Source organism: Streptomyces flavidovirens DSM 40150 (assembly GCF_000429085.1).
Taxonomy (GTDB): domain Bacteria; phylum Actinomycetota; class Actinomycetes; order Streptomycetales; family Streptomycetaceae; genus Streptomyces; species Streptomyces flavidovirens.
Genome location: NZ_AUBE01000005.1, coordinates 239173 through 261047, shown reverse-complemented (window position 1 = coordinate 261047; position 21875 = coordinate 239173). Strand labels below are relative to the sequence as shown.

Here is a 21875-nt window from a genome sequence, read left to right as displayed (position 1 = left end):
GAGGATGATGTGCGACCGGAGGAATTCTCTTCAGGGGTTCGCATGGAAGAAGAATCTGTCGAGGTTCTGCCGCCCGCGCCGGATGAATCAGCATTCGCCGAGCGCGGATATGCCGGCCCGCTGACCGACACCGAGAAGAACCTTGCCGCAGTACTGGCCGAGGTCGTCCGTGTCGAGCGGGTGTCGGTGGACAGCCACTTCTTCGACGACTTGGGCGCCAATTCCCTCGTCATGGCTCATTTCTGCGCGAGGGTCAGGAAACGCGCGGACCTCCCGTCGGTCTCGATGAAGGACATTTACCGGACTCCGACGATCCGTAGTCTCGCGATGGCACTTGAGGAAACCGCCCCCGCTCCTGCTGAGCCGTCGATTCCGGTGCAGACCCAGGAGGTGGAACCGGCCGGCACGCTGCGTTATGTCCTCTGCGGAACGGCCCAGTTGCTGCTGTTCCTCGGCTATTCGTTCCTGGCGGCAGCCATCACCGGCCGGGGGTACGCGTGGGTCTCCGACGCTTCGGGGCCGGCCGGTATCTACCTGCGTTCGCTTCTCTTCGGCGGTGCCGCCTTCGTGGGTCTGTGCACCTTCCCGGTCGTCGCCAAATGGATCCTGATCGGCCGGTGGAGGGCCCGTGAATTCCCGGTATGGGGGCTGACGTATCTGCGCTTCTGGACCGTCAAGGTTCTGCTTCACGCCAACCCGATGGTCTTCTTCGTCGGCAATCCCCTGTACGTGCTGTACCTGCGGGCACTCGGTGCCCGGATCGGCAAGCACGTCACGATCCTCTCCCGCACCGTTCCGGTCTGCACCGACCTGCTCAGAATCGGCACCGGTACGGTGATCCGCAAGGACTCGCACTTCCTGTGCTACCGGGCCCACGCCGGACGTATAGAGACCGGCCGGGTCACCCTCGGCCGGGACGTATTCGCCGGCGAGAAAACCGTCCTCGACATCGACACGTCGATGGGGGACGGCGCGCAACTGGGCCATACGTCGGCGCTGTACAGCGGCCAGCGGGTCCCGGACGGTGAGCGCTGGCACGGATCGCCCGCCCAGCGCACCGAAGTCGACTACGTGCGGGTCGCTCCGGCGCACTGCGGCACACTGCGCCGTGCCTGGTACGGCGTACTGACCCTGCTCCAGCTTTTCCTGCTGTACGTGCCACTGACCGTGGGGGGCTTGTACATGCTGTTGACCGAGGTCCCGGCGCTGGGCGACGCGCTGGCCCCCGGCACCGTGGGCTTCACGTCGCCAAAGCTCTACCTCGACGCGCTGATCACGTCCCTCGTGCTGTTCTTCGGCTACGTCGTCGTCGGCCTCGCCACGCTGCTCACCGTTCCACGCCTGCTGAACCTCGTGATGCGGCCCGAAAGGATCTATCCGCTGTACGGCCTCCACTACTCGGTGCACAGGGCGATCACGCGCCTGACGAACGTGAAGTTCTTCCTCTGGCTCTGCGGTGACAGCTCCTACATCGTCGACTATCTGCGCGGTCTCGGATACGACCTGTCGCGAGTGGAGCAGACCGGGTCGAATTTCGGCTCGGACGTACAGCACGAGACCCCGTATCTGGCCTCCGTGGGCAGCGGAACGATGGTTGCCGACGGTCTTTCCATCATGAACGCGGAATTTTCCAGCACGTCATTCCGTGTGTCGCGGGCGTCGATCGGGCCGCACAACTTCCTGGGAAACCACATCGCCTATCCCTCGGGCGCGAAGACCGGCGACAACTGCCTGCTCGGGACGAAGGTGATGGTCCCTCTCGATGGCGCAGTACGGGAAGGCGTCGGGCTGCTCGGCTCCCCGTGTTTCGAAATTCCCCGCTCGGTGGAACGCGATTCCCGGTTCGACCATCTGCGGACCGGAGACAACCTGCGCCGGAACCTCGCCGCGAAGAACCGCTACAACATCCGCACCATGGGCTGCTGCCTCTTCGTACGGTGGCTCCATGTCTTCTTCCTCACGGTGCTCGGCCTCGCCGCCGTCGACCTGCACGGCGTAGCCGGACAGCTTGCGATAGCCGTGTCGCTGGTCCTCGGCCTCCTGTCCACCGCGGCCTATTTCGTCCTGCTGGAGCGCTGCTTCACCGGATTCCGCCCGCTGAAGCCCCGGCTGTGCTCCATCTACGACCCGTACTTCTGGTGGCACGAACGCCTGTGGAAAGTGCCCGACCACTACCTGAACGTATTCAACGGCACTCCTTTCAAGAACATGATCTGGCGGTCGCTCGGAGTCCGGCTCGGCAGCAGGGTGTTCGACGACGGCTGCTATGTGACGGAGCGGACGCTCACCACCATCGGAAGCGACTGCACCCTCAATGCCGGGAGCAAAATCCAGTGCCATTCGCAGGAGGACGGCACCTTCAAGTCCGACCACAGCGCGATCGGCGCCGGTTGCACCGTCGGTGTCGGTGCCCTCGTCCACTACGGCGTGACGATGGGCGACGGCGCGGTGCTCGCCGCCGACTCCTTCCTGATGAAGGGCGAGGACATGCCGCGGCACGCCCGGTGGGGCGGAAATCCCGCCGCCGCGTCGCGCGACGACGGCCACGACGATCCCGCGACGCGGCGACGGTGAGCGGAGGGAGAACGGGCATGCGGACCGAGGCCGGCCGGAAGTTCTGGAGCGGTGTGCTCACCGCCGGTGGCTCCACCGTGCTCCCCCGCTGGGCGCCGGACCCTGCGCCGGGGATCGCCACGTACCAGGCGGCGGTCCCGGACGGCGTCGCGGCAGCGCTGCACCGGCTCGCCGGGGACCTGGCGATGCCGTTGACCTCGGTGGTGCTCGCCGCGCACACCAAGGTGCTCGCGGCTCTGGCCGGCGATCCCGACGTCAGCACGGGCTACGTCACCGCCGGGGGCGGCCCGCCGCTGCCCTGCCGGCTGACCGCCGCACCGGAATCCTGGCGGGAACTGCTGGTACGAACCCGCCGGGCCGAGTCGGAACTGCTGGCGCACAAGGACTTCCCGGTCGACGAACTCAGGCACGAACTGCGCCTGGCCGGGCCGTCGACCGAGGCGGTGTTCGACCCGGCCGGCGGCGACGGCGGCCTCCCCGGACACGTCGTCGTGGGGCTGGGGGTGTCGCGAGACGACGGGGGTCTCTCGCTGCGGTTGCGGTACCGCTCCGACGCGTTGGACGCGGACGCCGCCGGCAGGATCGCCGGCTACCACCTCACCGCGCTCGCCCTGATCGCCGCCGACCCGGACGCGGAGCACCGGCGGCAGACCCTGCTCTCCGCCGAGGAGCTCCGGTTCCAGACCGAAGGACTGGCCGGGCCGCACCGGGACCTGCCGGACCGCAGGGTCCACGAGCTGTTCGAGGAGCGGGTACGGGCCCACCCCGAGGCCGTCGCGGCCGTGCACGGCGACCGGCAGTGGACGTACCGGGAGCTCAACGAACGAGCCAACCGGCTCGGCCGCGCCCTGCTGGCCAGGGGCCTGCGGCGCGAAGGTGTCGTCGCCGTGGTGACCGAGCGCAACCTGGACTGGATGGCCGCCGTTCTCGCCGTCTTCAAGGCCGGCGGGGTGTACCTGCCCATCGAGCCGCACTTCCCGGCCGAGCGCATCGCGGCCACCCTCTCCCGTGCCGGGTGCGGGCTCGTGCTGACCGAACGCGGCAGCACCGCCACGCTCGACCAGGCCCTCGGTTCGTCGTCCCCCGGCTCTCCGTCCCCCGGCTCGTCACCCGGAGTGCGAAAGCTCCACGTACACGAGGCTTACGCCGAGGACCGCACCGGCGCCGATCTCGGCGTCCGTGTGGCACCGGACCAGGCGGCGTACATCTACTTCACCTCCGGCTCCACCGGCGAGCCCAAGGGTGCGATGTGTGAACACGCGGGCATGCTCAACCACCTCTACGCCAAGATCGACGACCTGGAGATCGGCGAGGGGCAGGTGGTCGCCCAGACGGCACCCCAGTGCTTCGACATATCGCTGTGGCAGCTCCTGTCCGCGCTTCTGGTGGGAGGGCGGACCCTGCTGGTCGAGCAGGAGGAGATCCTGGACGTCCGGCGGTTCGTGGACAGGATCGCCGACGGCCGGGTCACGGTGCTGCAGGTCGTGCCGTCCTACCTCGACGTCGTACTGTCCCGCCTGGAGCAGCACCCCCGTGAGCTGCCGGACCTGCGGTACGTGTCGGCCACCGGCGAGGCGCTGAAGAAGGAGCTCGTACAGCGCTGGTTCGCGGCCGAGCCGGGCATCCGGCTGGTCAACGCCTACGGCCTGACGGAGACCTCGGACGACACCAACCACGAGGTCATGCACCGGGTTCCGGACACCGAGCGGGTGCCGCTCGGCCGGTGCGTCAACAACGTGCGCGTCTACGTCGTCGACGAGCAGCTGTCACCGGTGCCGCTCGGGGCCCCCGGCGTGATCGCCTTCTCCGGCGTCTGTGTCGGCCGCGGGTACGTCAATGACCCCGAGCGCACCCGGCAGGCCTTCATGACCGATCCGCACGGCGCCGGGCGGCGCCTCTACCGGGGCGGCGACTACGGCCGCTGGCTGCCCGGTGGCAAGCTGGACTTCCTCGGCCGCCGGGACAGCCAGGTCAAGATCCGTGGCTTCCGGATCGAGATCGGCGAGGTCGAGAACACGCTGCTGCGGGTGCCCGGTGTCCGCGACGGTGCGGTGGTGATCACCGAGCGGCCCGGCCGGAGCGCGCACCTGGTCGCCTTCTGCACCGGCCCCCGGCCGCTCGACGCCGGCGTCCTGCTCGACCGGCTCGGCGCGTCGCTGCCCGAGTACATGATCCCATCGGCCGTCCACTGGCGGGAAAGTCTGCCGACGACCGCCAACGGCAAGACCGACCGGAAGACGCTGACGGCGCTGGCCGGCGAACTCGACGCGGCCGGCGAGGACCGCAGCACGCCGACGACGCCGGCCGAACAGCGGCTGGCGGCCGCCTGGGCGGAGGTGCTCGGCATCCCGCAGCACCGGATCGGGCGGCTGGACCACTTCTTCGACCGGGGCGGCACCTCGTTGTCGGCGGTGAAGCTGGCGGTCGCCCTGGACCGCGCGGTGTCCGTCAAGGACGTCGCACGTCACCCGGTGCTCGCCGACCTGGCCCAGCTGCTCGACGGCGGACCCGAGCAGTCCGCCGGACTGCTGCAACCCCTGTCGGAACCGGACAGTGCCCGGACCGGCGCCCTCATCTGCTTCCCGCCCGCCGGCGGCGGCGCGGTGAGCTTCGAGCCGATGGCCAGAGCCCTGCGGGGCATCGGACCGGCGGTGTACGCCGTCGAGCCGCCGAGCCACGACGTGAGCGCCGGGGGCAGAACCTTCGCTTCACTGTCGTACGTGGTCGAGGAGGTGAGCGCCGAGATCAGCCGCCTCGGCCTGACCGGGATCCTGCTGTGGGGCCACTCCTCGGGTGCCGCGCCGGCACTGGAGACGGCGCGCAGACTTCAGGAGCAAGGGGTGGATGTCCAACGGGTGTTCGTGGCGGCCCAGTTGCCCGGTGACGCCGCCGGCCGGCGCGCCGCCGTCACCGAGCTGACGGGTTGGAGCGACGCCAGGATCGCCGCCGAACTGAGCGCGGACAGCGCCTACTTGGGGCTCGGTCGGCTCGATGCCGGGCAGGTCGAGCACATTGCCGCCGCCTACCGGCACGACGTGGTGTCCGCCCACCGCTATTTCGCGGACGCTCTGGGCAGCCCCCCGGCGGTGAAACTGGCCGCACCGGTCACGGTGATCGTGGCCGCCGACGATCCGGTCACCACGGGGTTCCGGGAGCGGCACCGCGACTGGCAACTGCTGGCCGACCACGTCGACCTGTATGAGCTCACCGACGGCGGTCACCACTTCCCGCGCACCCGCCCGGCGGAAGCGGCGAAGGCCGTGCTGCGGGCCGTCGACGACCGGCTTCCTGACGTGGCGGACATGAACTGACGCACAGGAACTGACGCACAGGAAGTGACCGACGCGAACTGACCGGCACGAACGAAAGGAGAACGCGATGCCGACCTCATCCCCGGCGTCACCGCTCGACCTCGCGCTGGAAGCAGGCAAACCCCCGGTGTTGCGGGCCGGGACCGCAGGCGACCCGGCCCGCTGGGTGGCCGAGCACCGGGAGGAACTGCACGCCCGCGTCACCGAGTACGGTGCGGTCCTGGTCCGAGGCCTCGGCCTGCACGACGCGGACGTGACGGGCACCGTCTTCCGGCAGTTGGCCACAGCCCTGATGGCCGAGAAGGAGGCCTTCGCGGCCCGGCGGACCTACGCCCCCGGCGTGTACTCCTCGTCCCAGTGGCCGCCGAACCAGCCGATGTGCATGCACCACGAGCTGAGCTACGCCCTGGAGTTCCCCGGTCTGATGCTGTTCGCGTGCCTCGACGCGCCCACGGAGGGCGGGGCGACCGCGGTGGCCGACTCGTCGGCCGTACTGGAGGCGCTGCCCGCCGAGCTGACCGAGCGGTTCGAGCGGGAAGGCTGGCTGCTCACCCGCAGCTACAACGACGAGATCGGGGCATCCGTGGCCGAGTCGTTCGGCACGGACGACGTCGGCGCTGTCGAGAGCTACTGCCGTGCCAACGCGATCGCATTCGACCGGCAGCCGGACGGGTCCCTGCGCACCAGGCAGCGCCGCAGCGCTGTGGTGCGTCACCCGGTCACCGGCGCACGCTGCTGGTTCAACCAGATCGCGTTCCTCAACGAGTGGACGATGGCCCCCGAGGTGCGCGAGTACCTCGTGGACGTGTACGGCGCCGACGGTCTGCCGTTCAACACCCGGTTCGGCGGCGGCGATCCCATCGGCGAAGACGTCGTACAACTGCTCAACAAGGTCTACGAGGACAACACCGTACGCGAGCCGTGGCAGGCCGGCGACCTGATGATCGTCGACAACGTCCGCACCGCACACAGCAGGGAGCCCTACGAGGGACCCCGCGAGGTGCTCGTCGGGATGGCCGACCCGTTGCGCCTGGCCGACTGCTCGCCGACCGTGGAGGTGACCACGCCATGACTGCCAGGCGTTCCCCCGCGATGGAATTCACCCTGCGCGAGCCGGTCGGCGTGCCGACGTTCGCCGTCGTCTCCGGCGCCCAGGTCGAGGGCGTACTGCAGGGGCGCGAGAAACAGATCGTGGAGCTGGTGGAAGCCACGTACCGGCTGCACAGCGCCGGTGACAGCGTGAACCCGCCGTCCTACTTCCTGCGGTTCCCCGACCGCCCGTCCTCCCGGATCATCGCGCTGCCCGCCTCGATCGGGGAGCCGATGCGGGTGGACGGCCTGAAGTGGATCTCCAGCTTCCCGGACAACGTGGCGGCCGGCATCCCGAGGGCCTCGGCGGTGCTGATCCTCAACGACCATGGCACCGGCTACCCGTTCGCCTGCCTGGAAGGCTCCATCATCAGTGCCACCCGGACGGCCTCCTCGGCGGTCCTGGCGGCCCAGTGGCTCAGCAACGACCGACCGCGTCCGACGCGCGTCGGGTTCGTCGGCGCGGGCCTGATCGCCCGTTACGTGTACGACTTCCTGGCGGCCACCGGCTGGTCGTTCGACGAGGTCGGCGTGCACGACCTGTCCGCCGACAGCGCGGCCGGGCTCCGCTGCTACCTGGAGCAGTCGCGGACCACGGGGCGGATCACCGTGCACGACAGCGCCGAAGAGCTGATCCGTTACAGCGACCTGGTGGTCTTCGCCACCGTCGCCGCGCAGCCGCACGTCAGCGACCTGTCGTGGTTCGAGCACAACCCGCTGGTGCTGCACGTGTCGCTGCGGGATCTGGCACCGGAGATCATCCTCGACTCGTTCAACATCGTCGACGACGTCGAGCACTGCCTCAAGGCCAACACCTCGCCCCACCTGGCCGAGCAGCTCACGGGCAACCGGGACTTCCTGCACGGCACGCTGGACGACGTGATGGAGGGACGGGTCACGGTTCCGAGCGACCGGCCGGTCGTGTTCTCGCCGTTCGGCCTGGGGGTTCTCGATCTGGCGGTGGGCAAGTACGTCTACGACGAGGTGGCCCGTTCCGGGGGACTGCACGTCGTCGACGATTTCTTCCACGAACTGCGGCGACACGGCTGAACCGACAGACGCCCGAGAGCGCTTCGCAGCAGATGAGGAGGCCATCGTGCCCGTCATATCCGTTCCCCAGGCCTTCAACGAGGAGGACCTCTACGTCGACCTCCGGCCGATCTTCGGGCACTCGCTCTTCCTGAAGTGCGAGGGCTTCAACTTCGCCGGATCGATCAAGCTGAAGACCGCGATCGAGATGGTCGAGACCGCCGAACGGGACGGCGTCCTGAAACCGGAGTCGGTCATCGTCGAATCGTCGTCCGGGAACCTGGGCGTGGCGCTGAGCGTGATCGCCGCGAGCAAGGGCTACCGGTTTCTGTGCGTGACCGACTCCCGCTGCAACCTGGCGACCAGGCTGATGATGGAGGCGCTGGGCAGCCAGGTGCACGTCATCGCCGCCCAGAACGAGCGGGGCTTCCTCGGCGCGCGGCTCGACTACGTCCGCGCGCTGTGCGACTTGGACGACCGGTACGTGTGGCTCAGCCAGTACACCAATCCGAGCAACTGGAAGGCGCACTACCGCAGGACGGCGCCGGAGATCGCTCGCGGGTTCCCGCGTCTGGACGTGCTGTTCATCGGGGCCGGCACCACGGGCACCCTGATGGGCTGCGCGCGTTACTTCCAGGAGTGGCACCGTCCGGTGCGGATCGTCGCGATCGACAGCGTCGGCTCGGTGTCGTTCGGCGGGCCCCCCGGCCGCCGGATGATTCCGGGACTGGGCATGAGCGTCCGTCCACCGCTGCTCGACGAGTCGTACGTCGACGAGGTCATCCACGTCGAAGAGGCGAACACCATCCGTGCCTGCCGTCGTCTGGCCAGACGCGGATTCCTGTTCGGCGGCTCCACCGGAACGGTGGTCAGCGGCGCGATGGGGTGGCTCGACCAGCACGACACCCGTGACCTCACCGCGGTGGCCATCGCCGCGGACCTCGGGGAGCGCTACCTCGACACCCTGTACCAGACCAACTGGCTGCAGGCCCTCTACGGCGAGGACGTGTTCGACTCCGACGAGCCACCGGCCGGTTCCCGGCCTGCCGGCACCGACCCTCGCGGACGAGGCGCCACCACCACCTGACCGGCAACAGCGGACGGCAGCCGGTGACAAGGCCCAAGCCGGCTGCCACCGCGCGAAGGGGGCGCATCAGGTGGCCGTGTGGACGGCGTCGGCTCGTTCCGCCTCCGGGGCAGCGGCGGGCGCCGGGTTGGCCGGGCGGCGGGTGAGGCGGCGGGCGAGGGGTTCGGTCCAGCGGGCGGCGAGCGGGCCGATGATGACGAGGATCAGTACGTAGGCGGTGGCCAGGGGGCCGACGCGGGGTTCAACGCCGACGGCGAGGCCGGCGATGACGATGGAGAACTCGCCGCGGGCGACGAGGGTGCCTCCGGCGCGCCAGCGGCCACGCGTGCCGATGCCAGCGCGGCGGGCGGCGTACCAACCGGTGATGATCTTCGTGAGGGCGGTGACGACGGCGAGGATCAGCGCGGGGACGAGGACGGGCGGGATGTCGGCAGGGTCGGTGGACAGACCGAAGAAGACGAAGAAGACGGCGGCGAACAGGTCGCGGAGCGGGGTCAGCAGGTTGCTGGCACCTTCGGCGACCTCTCCGGACAGGGCGATGCCGACGAGGAAGGCGCCGACGGCCGCGGAGACCTGGAGTTCCTGGGCGATCCCGGCGACGAGGAGCGTGAGGCCGAGGACGACCAGGAGGAGCATCTCGGCGTTGTCGGAGGAGACGGCCTTGCTGATGAGGCGGCCGTGGCGCAGGGCCAGGTACAGGACAGCGCCGACGGTTCCCAGCGAGATCAGCAGGGTGATCGTGCCGCCCGCGAGGCTCACTCCGGCGAGCAGGGCGGTGAGGATGGGCAGGTAGACGGCCATGGCCAGGTCTTCGATGACCAGAACGCCGAGGACGACGGGGGTTTCCCGGTTGCCGAGGCGGGCGAGGTCGCCGAGGACCTTGGCGATGACGCCGGAGGAGGAGATCCAGGTGACTCCGGCCAGTGCGACGGCGGCGACCGGTCCCCAGCCGAGGATCAGGGCTGCGGCGGCGCCGGGTACGGCGTTGAGGACGAAGTCGACGGCGCCGGAGGGGTATTGGGTCTTGAGGTTGGTGACGAGTTCGGAGGCGCTGTACTCCAGGCCGAGGAGGAGGAGCAGGAGGATGACGCCTATTTCGGCGCCGGTGGCGATGAACTCCTCGCTGGCCTGGAGCGGGAGTATGCCGCCGTGGCCGAAGGCCAGGCCGGCGAGCAGGTAGAGAGGTATGGGTGAGAATCCGACTCGGCCGGCGAGGCGTCCCAGGATGCCCAGACCAAGGATGACGGCCCCGAGTTCGATGAGCATGGCGGTGGTGTCGTGCACGGGCGGCTATCCTCCGGTGATCAGTTCGGCGACGGCGTCGACGCCTTCTCGCGTACCGACGACGACGAGGGTGTCACCGATGGCGAAGCGGAAGTCGGGGGCGGGTGACGGGACGGCCGTCGTACGGCGCAGGACGGCGACGATGGAGGCGCCGGTGCGCGAGCGCGCCCGGGTCGAGCCGAGCGTGCGTCCCGCGTACGGCGAGCGTTTGGTGACCTCGATGTGTTCGGTGACCAGGTCGATCTCCATGTGCTGATGGAGATGTGCGACCGGGTCGGGGGTCAGCAGCTTGCCCAGGGCCGTCGACTCGTGCGGCGCGAGCGCGGCCGAGTCCCGGCAGTTGTCGTCCTCTTCGGGATCGTGGAAGGCGAGGATCCGCCGCCCGTCCTGGTGGATGACGACCGAGAGATGGCGGCCGGCTTCGGTTTCCAGGTCGTAGCGGGTGCCGACTCCGGGCAGGACGGTTTTACGGGTGTGAGCCGTGGGCTCCATGGCGTGCTCCAAAACAACGTGGGTGCAGGTGTGCGGGTTTCACGGCGGTCGCTCGGGTACAGCCTGTCAGCGCGTGCACGAGTGCCCGTTGGGCAGGCGATTGTGCATCACGCAGGTTTACGGCGCGGATGCGGCAAGCCATGTCTGCTCGAGAGGTACGCGGCTCTGCTCCCCCAGCGGTTTTTCCTGCTCCGCCGCACACACGAACTTGGCGAAGACACTGACCCTCATCCGGTGCCGCCCCGGTATTCCGTGCAGGCGTCGACGAGCCAGGTGGCCAGGTAGGACGCGAACGAGGAGCGGACCAGCAGCCACACGCTGGAGGCTGCGTCTCCCCGTACCACCAGGGTGATCGGGGCCTGTGCCAGCACCGTTGTCAGGCACGAGCCGACGGGCGTCACCCGCGGATCCAGATCAATCGCACAGCCCTGAGCCAGCACCTCGCGGACGAGGTGCCCGGACAGGGCCAGCGTGGTGCGCTGCGCCGACACGTCGGTGACGGTGGCGAACTCGTCACCGATGGCCGACCGCAGTTGCGCGACGAGATCGTGCTGCCGGCCCTCGGGCGCCACCAGCAGCCACTCGTCCGGGCCCATCCACAGCAGCTTTACGTCGCCGGACATCCCGGCGCGCAGGGGGCCCGGCAGCGTGAGGCCCAAGGCAGCCTCGACGGCCTGTGCCGCAGCACTGCCGGGCTGCAGCCGCAGGTTGAGCTGGGTGAGGAAGGGCAGTTCCCTCACCTGCACTCCGGTGGGCAGGCGGGCCAGGGCGTCCTGCCACGCGGAGAGCGGGCTGTAGCGCGTGGGCGTCTCAACCGTCACGGCGAGTTCCCTCCTTGTCGAAGAGCACAGGTTCGGTCACGGTCACAGGGACGGTCCGACCGTCCAGCGGGACGTAGAGGGTTTCGCCGATGCGCCGAGTTCCCGAGCGCACCAGGGCGAGGGCGAACGTCCGCTGCAGGGCGTCGCTGCGGTAGCTGGAGGTGACGTGGCCCAGCATGGGTACCGGTGGCGCCGGAATGCTGCTGGTGGCGATGATCTGGGCGCCTTCGGGCAGGAGGACTTGCTCGTCGGCGGGCAGCAGGCCCACCAGTTGCTTGCGGTCGCCGCGTCGGTTTTCTTCGCGGGAGAAGGACCGCTTGCCGATGAAGTCCGGCTTCTTCTTGGAAACGACCCACGACATGCCCAGATCCTGCGGGGTGATGGTGCCGTCGGTGTCCTGCCCGATGATCGGGTAGGCCTTCTCGGCGCGCAGTACGTGCATCGTCTCTGTGCCGTACGGAGTGATGCCGTACGCGCTGCCGGCCGCGTACAGGGCCTTCCATACGGTGATGCCGTCCCAGGCGGGCACGTTGATCTCGTAGGCGAGTTCACCGGAGAAGCTGATGCGGCACACCCGCGCCGGGATGCCGGCGACGGTGGCGTCCCGCCAGGACATGAACGGGAAGGCGTCGTTGTCGACGTCCAGGCCGGGAGCCACCACCGCCAGCACGTCGCGGGAGCGGGGGCCGACCAGGGGGATGGTCGCCCAGTGCTCGGTGACGGAGGTGAGGTGGACGCGCAGGCCGGGCCACTCCGTCTGCAGCCATTCCTCCATCCATTCGAGGATCCTGGCCGCGTTGCCGGTGGTGGTGGTCAGCAGGAATTCCTGCTCGGCCACACGGATCACGGTGCCGTCGTCGAGGGCCATGCCGTCGATGCCGCACATCACGCCGTAGCGGACCCGGCCCACCTTGAGCGTGCTCATCATGTTCGTGTAGAGCCGGTCAAGGAGCACGCCGGCGTCCGGGCCCTGCACGTTGATCTTGCCGAGTGTGGAGCCGTCCATCAGCGCGACGCCCGTGCGGGCCGCCCGGCACTCGCGCAGGACCGCCTCGTCCATGGTCTCGCCTGCCTGCGGGTAGTACCAGGGACGCTTCCACTGGCCGACGTCCTCGAACAGGGCGCCGTGCTCGACATGCCAGGGGTGCAGCGCGGTCACCCGTACCGGATCGAAAAGCTCCCCGCGGTTGCGGCCCGCGAGGGCGGCGAAGGCGACCGGCACGGCGGGCGGGCGGAAGCGGGTGGTGCCGAGCTCGGCGACGTCCATCCCGAGCGCCTCGGCGACGATGCCGGAGGCCATCACGCCCGACGTGCGGCCCTGGTCGTGGGCGGTGCCGATGGTGGTGTAGCGCTTGACGTGCTCCACCGACCGCAAGCCTGCCCCCGTCGCCCGCAGCACGTCGGCGACGAGCGCGTCACGCTGCAGGTCGACGAACTGGTGCGAGCCGTCCGGGCTGTCCCGCGGGCTCGGGACCCGCCACAGCACCCTGCCGGGTGCCGCGTCCGGAAGCGGGGCGGCGGCCGGCAGGGCGACCGTCCGGCCGGTCCTGCCGATGGCCGACAGGGCTCGCCGGGCGGCGTCCGCGCCGTCGGCCAGGCAGCCGGTCAGGGTGAAGGTGCCGCTTGCCGCTCCCGCCGTACGGACATTGCCGGGCGCCTGCGCGGGCACGAAGGCACCGATCCCCGCGTCGTAGTCCAGGGTGCCGCGGGCCTGGCTGAACAGCGCCACGGCCGGATTCCAGCCACCGGAGACGAGCAGCAGATCGCAGTCGATTCCCTGCCGGTCGCCGAGGCGTCCGTGGCTGAAGGCCGCGACGTGGGCGCGGGAGAGGCGCTCGATCCCGCTGGTTCCGGTGACGACGTGGCCCGCGCGTACGTCGATGCCCCGCTCGTCGCACGCGGTGCGCCAGTACGCCGGCACCTCCTCGCGGGCGTCGATCACCGCGGCGGTCCGAAGGCCCGCGTCGGCCAGTTCGAGCGCTGCCGGATAGACGCTGTCGTTCGTGGTGAACACGACGGCCTGCCGCCCGGACAGTACGCCGAAGCGGTTGAGGTACGCACGCGCCGATCCTGCCAGCATGACACCGGGGCGGTCGTTGTCGTCGAAGGCGACCGGCCGCTCGTAGGCACCGGTGGCGAAGACGACTTGCTTGGCACGGATGCGCCAGATCCTTTGCCGCGAGATGTGGGCGGGCGCCGCGGCACCGAGGTGGTCCGTGCGCTTCTCCAGGGCCAGGACAAGGCCGTCGTCGTAGCAACCGAACGCGGTGGTGCGCTGCAGTACCCGCACGTCGGAACAGGCGGCGATCTCCGCGGCGACATCACTCACCCACGCGGTCGCCGGTACGCCGTCGAGCAGTTCCCGGGTGCCGAGCAACGACCCGCCGGGCCGGGGAAGTTCGTCGACGAGAACCACGCGGGCTCCGGCCCGGGCGGCCGCCAGGGTGGCGGCCAGTCCGGCCGGGCCGGCGCCGACGACCAGAATGTCGCAGTGGGCGTGCATGGTGTCGTAGCGGGCCGTGTCCGGCCGGCTGCTCAGCCGGCCCTGGCCGGACAGCCCCCGCGCGACGAGGCCTTCGTACAGCTCCACGGTGGTGGCCGTGAGCATGGGCTCGGGGAAGGGGACTTCGATCTGCACGAGCGCGTTGGGCTCTTCGGCTCCGGCGGCCAGGACACCGCGCGGCCTTCCGTACTTGATGCTGCGGGCCACCTGGTGCACCCCGTTGGCCAGCAGGGCCGAGGCGAGGGTGTCGCCGGGGTGCCCGGTGTAGGCGGTGCCGTCGAAGGTGAAGGAGAGTGTGGTGTCACGGTCGATGTGCCCGTGGCCACGGGCACGGAATGGGCTGTTCATCAGATCGCCTCCTGACCCTTCCGCTGCTGCGCGGCGGGTGCGGTGCTCGTGGTGAGGGGGTGCTGGGCACTGATGACATAAACCCTGAGGAACTCGTGGGTGACGGTGTCGCGCAGGGCGTTGAACCAGCGCCGGCAGCCGGCCGAGTGCACCCACCGCTCGGCGAACGGGCCCTTGGGGTTGTCGCGGAAGAAGACGTACTGGGCCCACTGCTCGTCATCGAGCGCGTACGGGTCGTCGGGGTAGGCGACGTGGGCCTGTCCTCCGTAGCGGAATTCGGTCTCCTCGCGCTCACCGCACCAGGGGCAGGCTATGAGCTGCATGTCGGTCTCCTTGGCCGGGGTGGCGGTCAGTGGGCGACGCCGGCCGCGCCGTGCTCGTCGACCAGGGCGCCGGTGGTGAAGCGAGAGAGGGTGAAGGGCGCGTTGTACGGGTGCGGTTCGCCGGTGGCGATGGTGTGCGCGTAGCACCAGCCGACGCCCGGTGTGGCCTTGAAGCCGCCGGTGCCCCAGCCGCAGTTGAGGTAGAGGTCCTGGATGGGGGTCTGGCCGACGATGGGAGAGGCGTCCGGCGTGACATCGACGATGCCGGCCCAGGTGCGCAGCATGTGGGCGCGGGCGAAGACGGGGAAGAGTTCCAGCGCGGCGGCCATCTGGCGTTCCAGGATGTGGAACGCGCCGCGTTGTCCGTAGCCGTTGTAGCTGTCGATGCCGGCTCCCATGACGAGCTCGCCCTTGTGTGCCTGGGAGACGTACACGTGCACGGCGTTCGACATCACGACGGTCGGGTGCACCGGTTCCAGCAGTTCCGAGACCAGCGCCTGAAGCGGGTGGCTCTGCAGGGGGAGCCGCAGGCCGGCCATGGAGGCCAGTACGGAGGAGTGCCCTGCGGCAGCGAGTGCGACCTTCCCGGCGGCGATGTGGCCACGCGTGGTCCGCACCCCTGCCACGCGGCCGTTGTGGATGTCGATGCCCGTGACTTCGCAGTCCTGGATCAGGTCGATGCCGTAGCTGTTGGCCCTGCGTGCGAAGCCCCAGGCGACGTAGTCGTGCTTGGCGATGCCCGCACGGGGCTGGTAGGTGGCACCGAGCACCGGGTAGCGCACGTCGGGTGAGATGTTGACGATGGGGCAGACCTTGGCGACCTCGTCCGGTTCCAGCCACTCGGCGTCGATGCCGTTGAGCTGGTTGGCATAGACACGGCGTTTGCTGTCGCGGATGTCCTGCAGGCTGTGGGCGAGGTTGAGTACGCCGCGCTGGCTGAACAGGATGGGGTAGTCGAGGTCCTCTTCGAGGGTCTCCCACAGCTTCAGCGAGTGCTCGTAGATGCCGGAGCTTTCGTCCCACAGGTAGTTGGAGCGGATGATGGTGGTGTTGCGGGCCATGTTGCCGCCCGCGAGCCATCCCTTTTCCAGAACCGCGATGTTGGTGATGCCGTGGTTCTTGGCCAGGTAGTAGGCGGTGGCCAGGCCGTGTCCGCCGCCGCCGACGATGACGACGTCATAGGACGGCTTGGGGTCGGGATTGCGCCACAGGAATTCAGGGTGGTCGGGCAGGACGTCGCCGGGCGTGGGGGGAGCGTTGTCGTGGGGGCGCATTACTGACCAGCCTCCTCGGCCGCACCAAACTAAAAGCCGACTGATATATCAATTTTCTGTTGCGATACCCTAGGAGGGCGGATCGGGCCGCGTCAAGGAAGGATGTGGAGTGACTTCGTCGACCGTCGCTGGTCAGGGCCTTGGAACGCTGGCCGACCAGGCCTATCGCTCCATCTCGGACCGTCTTGTGACCCTCCGGATCCGCCCTGGAGAACCCATCAATGACGAGCGGATCGCCGCCGAACTCGGTTTCGGGCGCACCCCGGTCCGGGAGGCGCTGAAACGGCTGGAGCACGAACGCCTCATCGTCTCCTACCCCCGGCGCGGGACCTTTGCCACCGAGGTGCAGATCGCCGATCTCAGACACATCTCAGAGGTCCGTCAGCAGCTTGAGCCCCTCGCTGCGGCCCTGGCGGCCCAACGCGCAGGCGAGGGCGACCGCGGCGAACTCAACCGGTTGCTCGCACAACTGGCGGACACATCCGACGGCGGCGAGGACCTGATTCGGCTCGACATGACCGTGCACCGTGCCATCTACGCCGCAACCCGCAATCCCTACCTCGAGGACACCTTGGTCAGGTACGACAATCTGGCCACGCGGATCTGGTGTCTGTTCATCGACCGGCTGCCGGGTCTGGCAGGTCACGTGCACGAGCACGGGCCGCTGTTGCGCGCCATCATCGACCACGATGCACAGAAGGCCGCGGCCCTTGCCGCAGGCCACGTGGAAGGGTTCGAGGCGGCGATCCGCAGCGTCATCTGACCCCGCAGGCCACGCCCGTAGAGACTCGCCCGCACGCCAGTAGGCCGGGGGGTGGCGCCGCTTCGCAGGAGATTGTCCGTCCACAGCGGACGAGAAAGGGGGAAAGGGGAGTACCCGCTCCTTTCCACTCTCAACATATAGCGCACGGGGGGCCTTGCGGCAAGACCCGGTCTATGCCGCAGAATCGGCGGCCGAAGCCAGAACCTGCGGGAATGTGGGAGTCACGAAGTGCGTGTGTTGTTGTCTACGTATGGGTCGCGCGGCGACGTTGAACCGCTGGTGGGACTCGCGGTGCGGTTACGGGCACTCGGCGCGGAGGTTCGGGTGTGCGCGCCGCCGGACGAGGACTTCGCGCAGCGGCTGGCCGGTGTCGGCGTGCCGCTGGTGCCGGTGGGCCGGTCGGCGCGCGCGCTGACCACCGGTTCGCCGCCGCCGTCGCCGGCGAACCTGCCCCGGCGCGCGGCCGAGTTGATCGCCGGCCAGTTCGAGGCGGTCACCGCGGCGGCCGAGGGGTGCGATGTGCTGGTGGCGACCGGCGCGATGCCTGCGGCGGCCGGCGCGCTGTCCGTGGCCGAGAAACTGGGCATCCCCTCCGTGTCCGTGACGTTTCAGCAGCTCACCCTGCCGTCGCCGCACCACCCGCCACTGGCGTATCCGGGCCGGCCGTTCCCGCCGGAGGTGACCGACAACCGGAAGCTGTGGGACCTGGACGCCCGGAGCATCAACGCGTTGTTCGGTGCGGCGCTCAACACGAACCGGGCGTCGATCGGCCTGTCCCCGGTGGCCAACATCCGCGACTACGTCATCGGCGACCGGCCATGGCTGGCGACAGACCCCACCCTGGACCCGTGGCAGGAGCCGGCGGACCTCGATGTCGTACAGACCGGCGCGTGGTTCCTGCCCGACGAACGCCCGCTCCCCGCCGAGTTGGTGGCGTTCCTGGACGCCGGGGATCCACCGGTGTACGTGGGCTTCGGCAGCATGCCCATGCGCGACTCGCAGGACGCCGCCCGGGTGGCCATCGAGGCGGTCCGTGCGCAGGGCCGCCGCGTGGTGGTGGCCAGTGGCTGGGCCGACCTGGCCCTGATCGACGACCGGGACGACTGCTTCGCCGTCGGCGAGGTCAACCAGCAGGCACTGTTCGGCCGGGTGGCCGCTGTCGTGCACCACGGCGGTGCGGGCACCACGACGACGGCCGCGCGGGCCGGCGCGCCGCAGGTGGTGGTACCCCAGGTGGCGGACCAGCCGTACTGGGCCTGCCGGGTGGCCGACCTGGGCATCGGCGCGGCACACGACGGCCCTGCTCCGACCACCGAGTCCCTGTCGGCCGCGCTCAGGACGGCCCTGACCCCCGAAACCCGCGCACGAGCGACCGCCGTGGCCGGCACGATCCGCACCGACGGGACAACGGTGGCCGCGAAGCTGCTGCTCGACGCGGCCGGCTGAGAAACGCCGCCGGTGTCCGCGTGAACCACGCGGGACCACGGAGCGAGGCCCGAGGACCGAGGGCGCGGGACCCAGAGCCCAGAGCCCAGAGCCCAAGACCCCAGAACGCGAGAACCGCACACCCTGGCGAGCTGAGCCGACAACGGCCACGGGTCCACGTCAGGCGGAGCGTTGCCCGCCATGGCCGCCAGGTTCGTCACGCCGGTCCAGACGCCTTGCCGCGCGCAATGGTCGCGAGCGACCTCATATCGGAGCTGATGCCGTGAACCCCCTGCACCCCCTGACCACCAGCGCGTTTGACCTTCCCGACCGCCTCTCCCCCAAGGCCGACCCAACGCTGATCGCCGGCGATGAGCAGCACTTCGCGGCCATCGCGCAGTGCCTGGAGCAGTCGGTCGGCGAGCTGTCCGACCGCCTCGATGCCGAGCGCAAGGCGCCCGGCGGCATGGGCCGGCAGGCGATGGACCGGGACGTGGAGATCCACCGGCTGACCGCCCGCCTGCGCGCACTGCGTCGCTTCGGTCTGGACCTGTGCCTCGGGCACATGGTCAGCGCGGACAACCCCGAGCCCGTGTACGTCGGACGGCTCGGCCTTACGGACAGCGCGGGCCGTCGGCTGCTGCTCGACTGGCGCTCCCCCGCGGCTGAGCCGTTCTTCGGAGCCACCCACGCCAACCCGATGGGTCTGGCAAGCCGCCGCAGGTACCGCTGGACCGGCGGCCGGATCAGCGACTACTGGGACGAGGTGTTCACCTCGGACGGGTTTGCCGGGCACGCCGCGCTCGATGACCAGTCCGCCTTCATCGCCGGCCTGGGCAGCAGCCGGTCGCCACGGATGCGAGACGTGCTCGGCACCATCCAGGCCGACCAGGACGCCATCATCCGCGCGGGATCCCGCGGCGCTCTCGTCGTCGACGGCGGTCCGGGCACGGGGAAGACCGTCGTCGCTCTGCACCGCTCCGCCTACCTCCTCTACTCCGACCCTCGCCTCGGTCACCGCCGGGGCGGCGTGCTGTTCGTCGGTCCGAGCCGGCCCTACCTGGGTTACGTCGCCGATGTCCTCCCCAGCCTCGGAGAGGAGGGCGTGCAGACCTGCACCCTGCGGGACCTCGTCGCCGAGGGTGCCGCAGCACTGCTCGAGGACGACCCGAAGGTGGCCCTCCTGAAGTCGTCCGCGAACCTGGTGAAGGCGATCGAGACGGCCGTCAGGTTCTACGAGGAGCCGCCCACCCGGGGGATGACGGTCACTACCCACTGGTCCGACATCTGGCTGAGCGCCGACGACTGGGCCGTGGCGTTCGAAGCAGCAGAACCAGGTACTCCGCACAACGAGGCGCGCGACCAGGTCTGGGAGGAGCTGCTTACGATCCTGATGGACAAGCACGACGGCGACGCCCCGGCCGACCTGCTGCGCAAGTCGCTGCTGAAGAACCGGGAGTTGCTCACGGCCTTCAACCGCGCGTGGCCGCTGCTCGAAGCGGCTGACCTCGTCGGAGACCTGTGGTCGGTACCCGCCTACCTGCGGAAGTGCGCTCCCTGGCTCAGCCCCGACGACGTACAGCAGTTGCAGCGCCGGGACGCCCAGGCCTGGACGGTGTCCGACCTGCCGCTCCTGGACGCGGCGCGGCAGCGGCTCGGTGACCTGGAGGCGTCGCGGCGTAAGCTTCGGCACAACGCCTTTGTCGCCGCCGAACGCGAGCACATGGCCAGCGTCATCGACGCCCTGCTTGAGGCCGATGCCGATGGGGAAGGTGCGGTGACGATGCTGCACGGGCAGGACATGAAGGACACCCTGGTCGACGCGACCGCGTCGCCCGCCGCCGCCCCGGACCTCCTCGCCGGTCCGTTCGCGCACATCGTCGTGGACGAGGCCCAGGAACTGACCGACGCGGAGTGGCAGATGTTGCTGCTCCGGTGCCCGTCCCGGAGCTTCACCATCGTCGGAGACCGTGCCCAGGCGAGGCACGGATTCACGGAGTCGTGGCAGGAACGGCTCGAACGGATCGGGCTCGACCGGATCAGCCTGGCCTCCCTGAGCATCAACTACCGGACGCCGCAAGAAATCACGGCGGAAGCCGAGCCGGTCATCCGGGCCGTGCTCCCGGACGCCAACGTGCCGACCTCCATCCGGAGCAGCGATATCCCCGTCGTACACGGACCCGCTTCGGATCTGAGCTCGATGCTCGACACCTGGCTCGCCGCACATGCCGACGGGATCGCCTGCGTCATCGGCGCTGGTGAGATTGAGGGCAGCACATTCCGGACGACGTCCCGCGTCCGGTCGCTGACCCCGGAGCTGTCGAAGGGGCTCGAGTTCGACCTGGTCGTCCTCATCGACCCAGAGGCGTTCGGCAAGGGCGTTGAGGGAGCGGTCGACCGTTATGTCGCGATGACCCGGGCAACCCAGCAACTCGTCATCCTCACGAGCTCCTGACGACGCCCGGACGAACCGCCCTCCCATGGCGGCGCGGGGCGCGACCAGGTGTTTTTCTCCGTGCTGGTGGCAGCGCTGGTCGTAGCCATCTCGGTGGTACGGGACCGACTCCGCGCCGGTACGGGTGACGCGGTCACGAAGCCGTAGCGCGTTGCTGTGCCGCTCGGGCTCAACCTGCCGGGAAGGTTCCGGGCGGCCATGGGCGGCCATGGGCCCAGTGCTCGCGGACGTGCGGCGGTAGGTGTCCGGAGCACGCCGGCCGTGCGGCTGAAGTGCCGGCGCAGCGCCGTGGCGGTGCCCGGCCTTACCGGTAGCTGCCGCGATGGCACCGCGCCGACCAGGTCGGCGGGGCGGGCTCTCGTCGACGTCCGCCATGGCAGGGGACGATCACAGTGTCGGCGCGAGGGCGAGCCGGTCGAGCCCGCGATCCGGCTCCAGCCGGAACCGGCCGACCCGCACGGCGTCCGGCCCACAGATGGCGACGTCGTACGCGAGCAGCCCCCGCCGGCGTGGCGTACGGTCGCCGACCCGCTGACCGGCAGTCCTCCGGACACGCGCGGCTCGTCTAGCCGTTGGCCTCGATCCGCGCGTCGAGTTCCTTGACCTGCTGCTTGAGGGCGACGGTCCGGTAGCTCTCCTCAACCCACTCGCACAGCACCTCGGCCGTCGGCGCTCCCTTCTCTCCCAGTGGCACGGAGACCCAGCCGGCCTTGCCGAGTCCGTAACCGGTGGGCTCGGCCCCCGGCGCGGTCATCGCGTGCTCGTGCAGCGCCGGGTCCTTCAGCTTGACGGACAGTCCGGGAGGCTGGGGCCCGTCCGCGTTGCCGAGAAAGACGAAGATCTTTTTGTTCACCTTCACTACGCAGTCCTCGGGGCCCCAGGGGAATTCTTCCCCGGCTCCCGGCAGCCCAAGAGCGAACGCCCGCACCGCCTCCCACTTGCGCACCGCAGCCTTCACTACGCCTCCTCCTACCGCAGGTCACACTGCCCGCGCGGACAGCCGTTCCACCACGCTAGCCCGAGCGAGCGGAAGCATCCGGGAGGAGCGGCTACGGACCCACCGGGTCACTCGACTCACGGCGCGGCGGCAGCGGGCC

15 protein-coding genes are annotated in these 21875 nt (G+C 69.7%); 8 read left to right on the top strand and 7 right to left on the bottom strand.

Annotated features, from left to right (window positions below; translation table 11 throughout):
- Nucleotides 1–42: 42 nt before the first annotated feature.
- The 5 genes from G412_RS0110370 (at nt 43) to sbnA (ending at nt 9090) form a co-directional block, all read left to right on the top strand.
- Nucleotides 43–2574, top strand: coding sequence for a Pls/PosA family non-ribosomal peptide synthetase (locus G412_RS0110370; RefSeq protein ID WP_028812040.1), 2532 nt, complete (start codon nt 43–45; stop codon nt 2572–2574).
- 17 nt (nt 2575–2591) lie between these two features.
- Nucleotides 2592–5885: a non-ribosomal peptide synthetase gene (locus G412_RS0110365; protein ID WP_028812039.1), complete on the top strand. Its 3294-nt coding sequence runs from the start codon at nt 2592–2594 to the stop codon at nt 5883–5885.
- 67 nt (nt 5886–5952) lie between these two features.
- Nucleotides 5953–6957, top strand: a complete 1005-nt coding sequence (locus tag G412_RS0110360; protein ID WP_028812038.1) for a TauD/TfdA family dioxygenase — start codon at nt 5953–5955, stop codon at nt 6955–6957.
- Complete coding sequence (gene sbnB / locus G412_RS0110355) at nt 6954–8024, top strand: 2,3-diaminopropionate biosynthesis protein SbnB (protein WP_051338254.1); 1071 nt, start codon at nt 6954–6956, stop codon at nt 8022–8024. The genes G412_RS0110360 and sbnB overlap by 4 nt, the downstream gene beginning before the upstream one ends.
- Nucleotides 8025–8070: 46 nt before the next feature.
- On the top strand, nt 8071–9090 hold the full coding sequence (gene sbnA, locus G412_RS33885; protein ID WP_051338253.1) for a 2,3-diaminopropionate biosynthesis protein SbnA: 1020 nt from the start codon (nt 8071–8073) through the stop codon (nt 9088–9090).
- Nucleotides 9091–9156: 66 nt separating this feature from the next.
- Here sbnA and G412_RS0110345 read toward each other — a convergent pair whose 3' ends face one another.
- From G412_RS0110345 to G412_RS0110320, 6 genes are all read right to left on the bottom strand, one after another.
- On the bottom strand, nt 9157–10374 hold the full coding sequence (locus G412_RS0110345) for a cation:proton antiporter (RefSeq protein WP_028812036.1): 1218 nt from the start codon (nt 10372–10374) through the stop codon (nt 9157–9159).
- Nucleotides 10375–10380: 6 nt separating this feature from the next.
- Nucleotides 10381–10866 carry a cation:proton antiporter regulatory subunit gene (locus G412_RS0110340; protein ID WP_028812035.1) on the bottom strand — a complete coding sequence of 162 codons (486 nt, stop codon included), beginning with the start codon at nt 10864–10866 and terminating at the stop codon, nt 10381–10383.
- A 227-nt stretch (nt 10867–11093) separates the two neighbouring features.
- The gene (locus G412_RS0110335) at nt 11094–11687 is read right to left on the bottom strand and encodes a sarcosine oxidase subunit gamma (RefSeq protein ID WP_028812034.1); all 594 of its coding nucleotides are present in this window, start codon (nt 11685–11687) and stop codon (nt 11094–11096) included.
- Nucleotides 11677–14538 (bottom strand): 2Fe-2S iron-sulfur cluster-binding protein, encoded by a 2862-nt coding sequence (locus tag G412_RS0110330; RefSeq protein WP_028812033.1) that lies wholly within the window; start codon nt 14536–14538, stop codon nt 11677–11679. Before G412_RS0110330 ends, G412_RS0110335 begins: the two co-directional genes overlap by 11 nt.
- Nucleotides 14538–14861, bottom strand: coding sequence for a sarcosine oxidase subunit delta family protein (locus G412_RS41585; protein WP_028812032.1), 324 nt, complete (start codon nt 14859–14861; stop codon nt 14538–14540). The genes G412_RS0110330 and G412_RS41585 overlap by 1 nt, the downstream gene beginning before the upstream one ends.
- Nucleotides 14862–14887: 26 nt before the next feature.
- Complete coding sequence (locus tag G412_RS0110320) at nt 14888–16135, bottom strand: sarcosine oxidase subunit beta family protein (protein WP_028812031.1); 1248 nt, start codon at nt 16133–16135, stop codon at nt 14888–14890.
- Between the two features lie 109 nt (nt 16136–16244).
- On the opposite strand from G412_RS0110320, the gene G412_RS0110315 reads away from it, so the two are divergent.
- From G412_RS0110315 to helR, 3 genes are all read left to right on the top strand, one after another.
- On the top strand, nt 16245–16898 hold the full coding sequence (locus G412_RS0110315; RefSeq protein ID WP_051338252.1) for a GntR family transcriptional regulator: 654 nt from the start codon (nt 16245–16247) through the stop codon (nt 16896–16898).
- Between the two features lie 234 nt (nt 16899–17132).
- Nucleotides 17133–18344, top strand: coding sequence for a glycosyltransferase (locus G412_RS0110310; RefSeq protein WP_208857855.1), 1212 nt, complete (start codon nt 17133–17135; stop codon nt 18342–18344).
- Nucleotides 18345–18615: 271 nt separating this feature from the next.
- Nucleotides 18616–20778, top strand: coding sequence for an RNA polymerase recycling motor ATPase HelR (helR, locus tag G412_RS0110305; protein ID WP_028812028.1), 2163 nt, complete (start codon nt 18616–18618; stop codon nt 20776–20778).
- A gap of 565 nt (nt 20779–21343) precedes the next feature.
- Here the strand turns inward: helR and G412_RS0110295 are convergent.
- Nucleotides 21344–21736: an MmcQ/YjbR family DNA-binding protein gene (locus G412_RS0110295; RefSeq protein ID WP_028812027.1), complete on the bottom strand. Its 393-nt coding sequence runs from the start codon at nt 21734–21736 to the stop codon at nt 21344–21346.
- Nucleotides 21737–21875 lie beyond the last annotated feature (139 nt).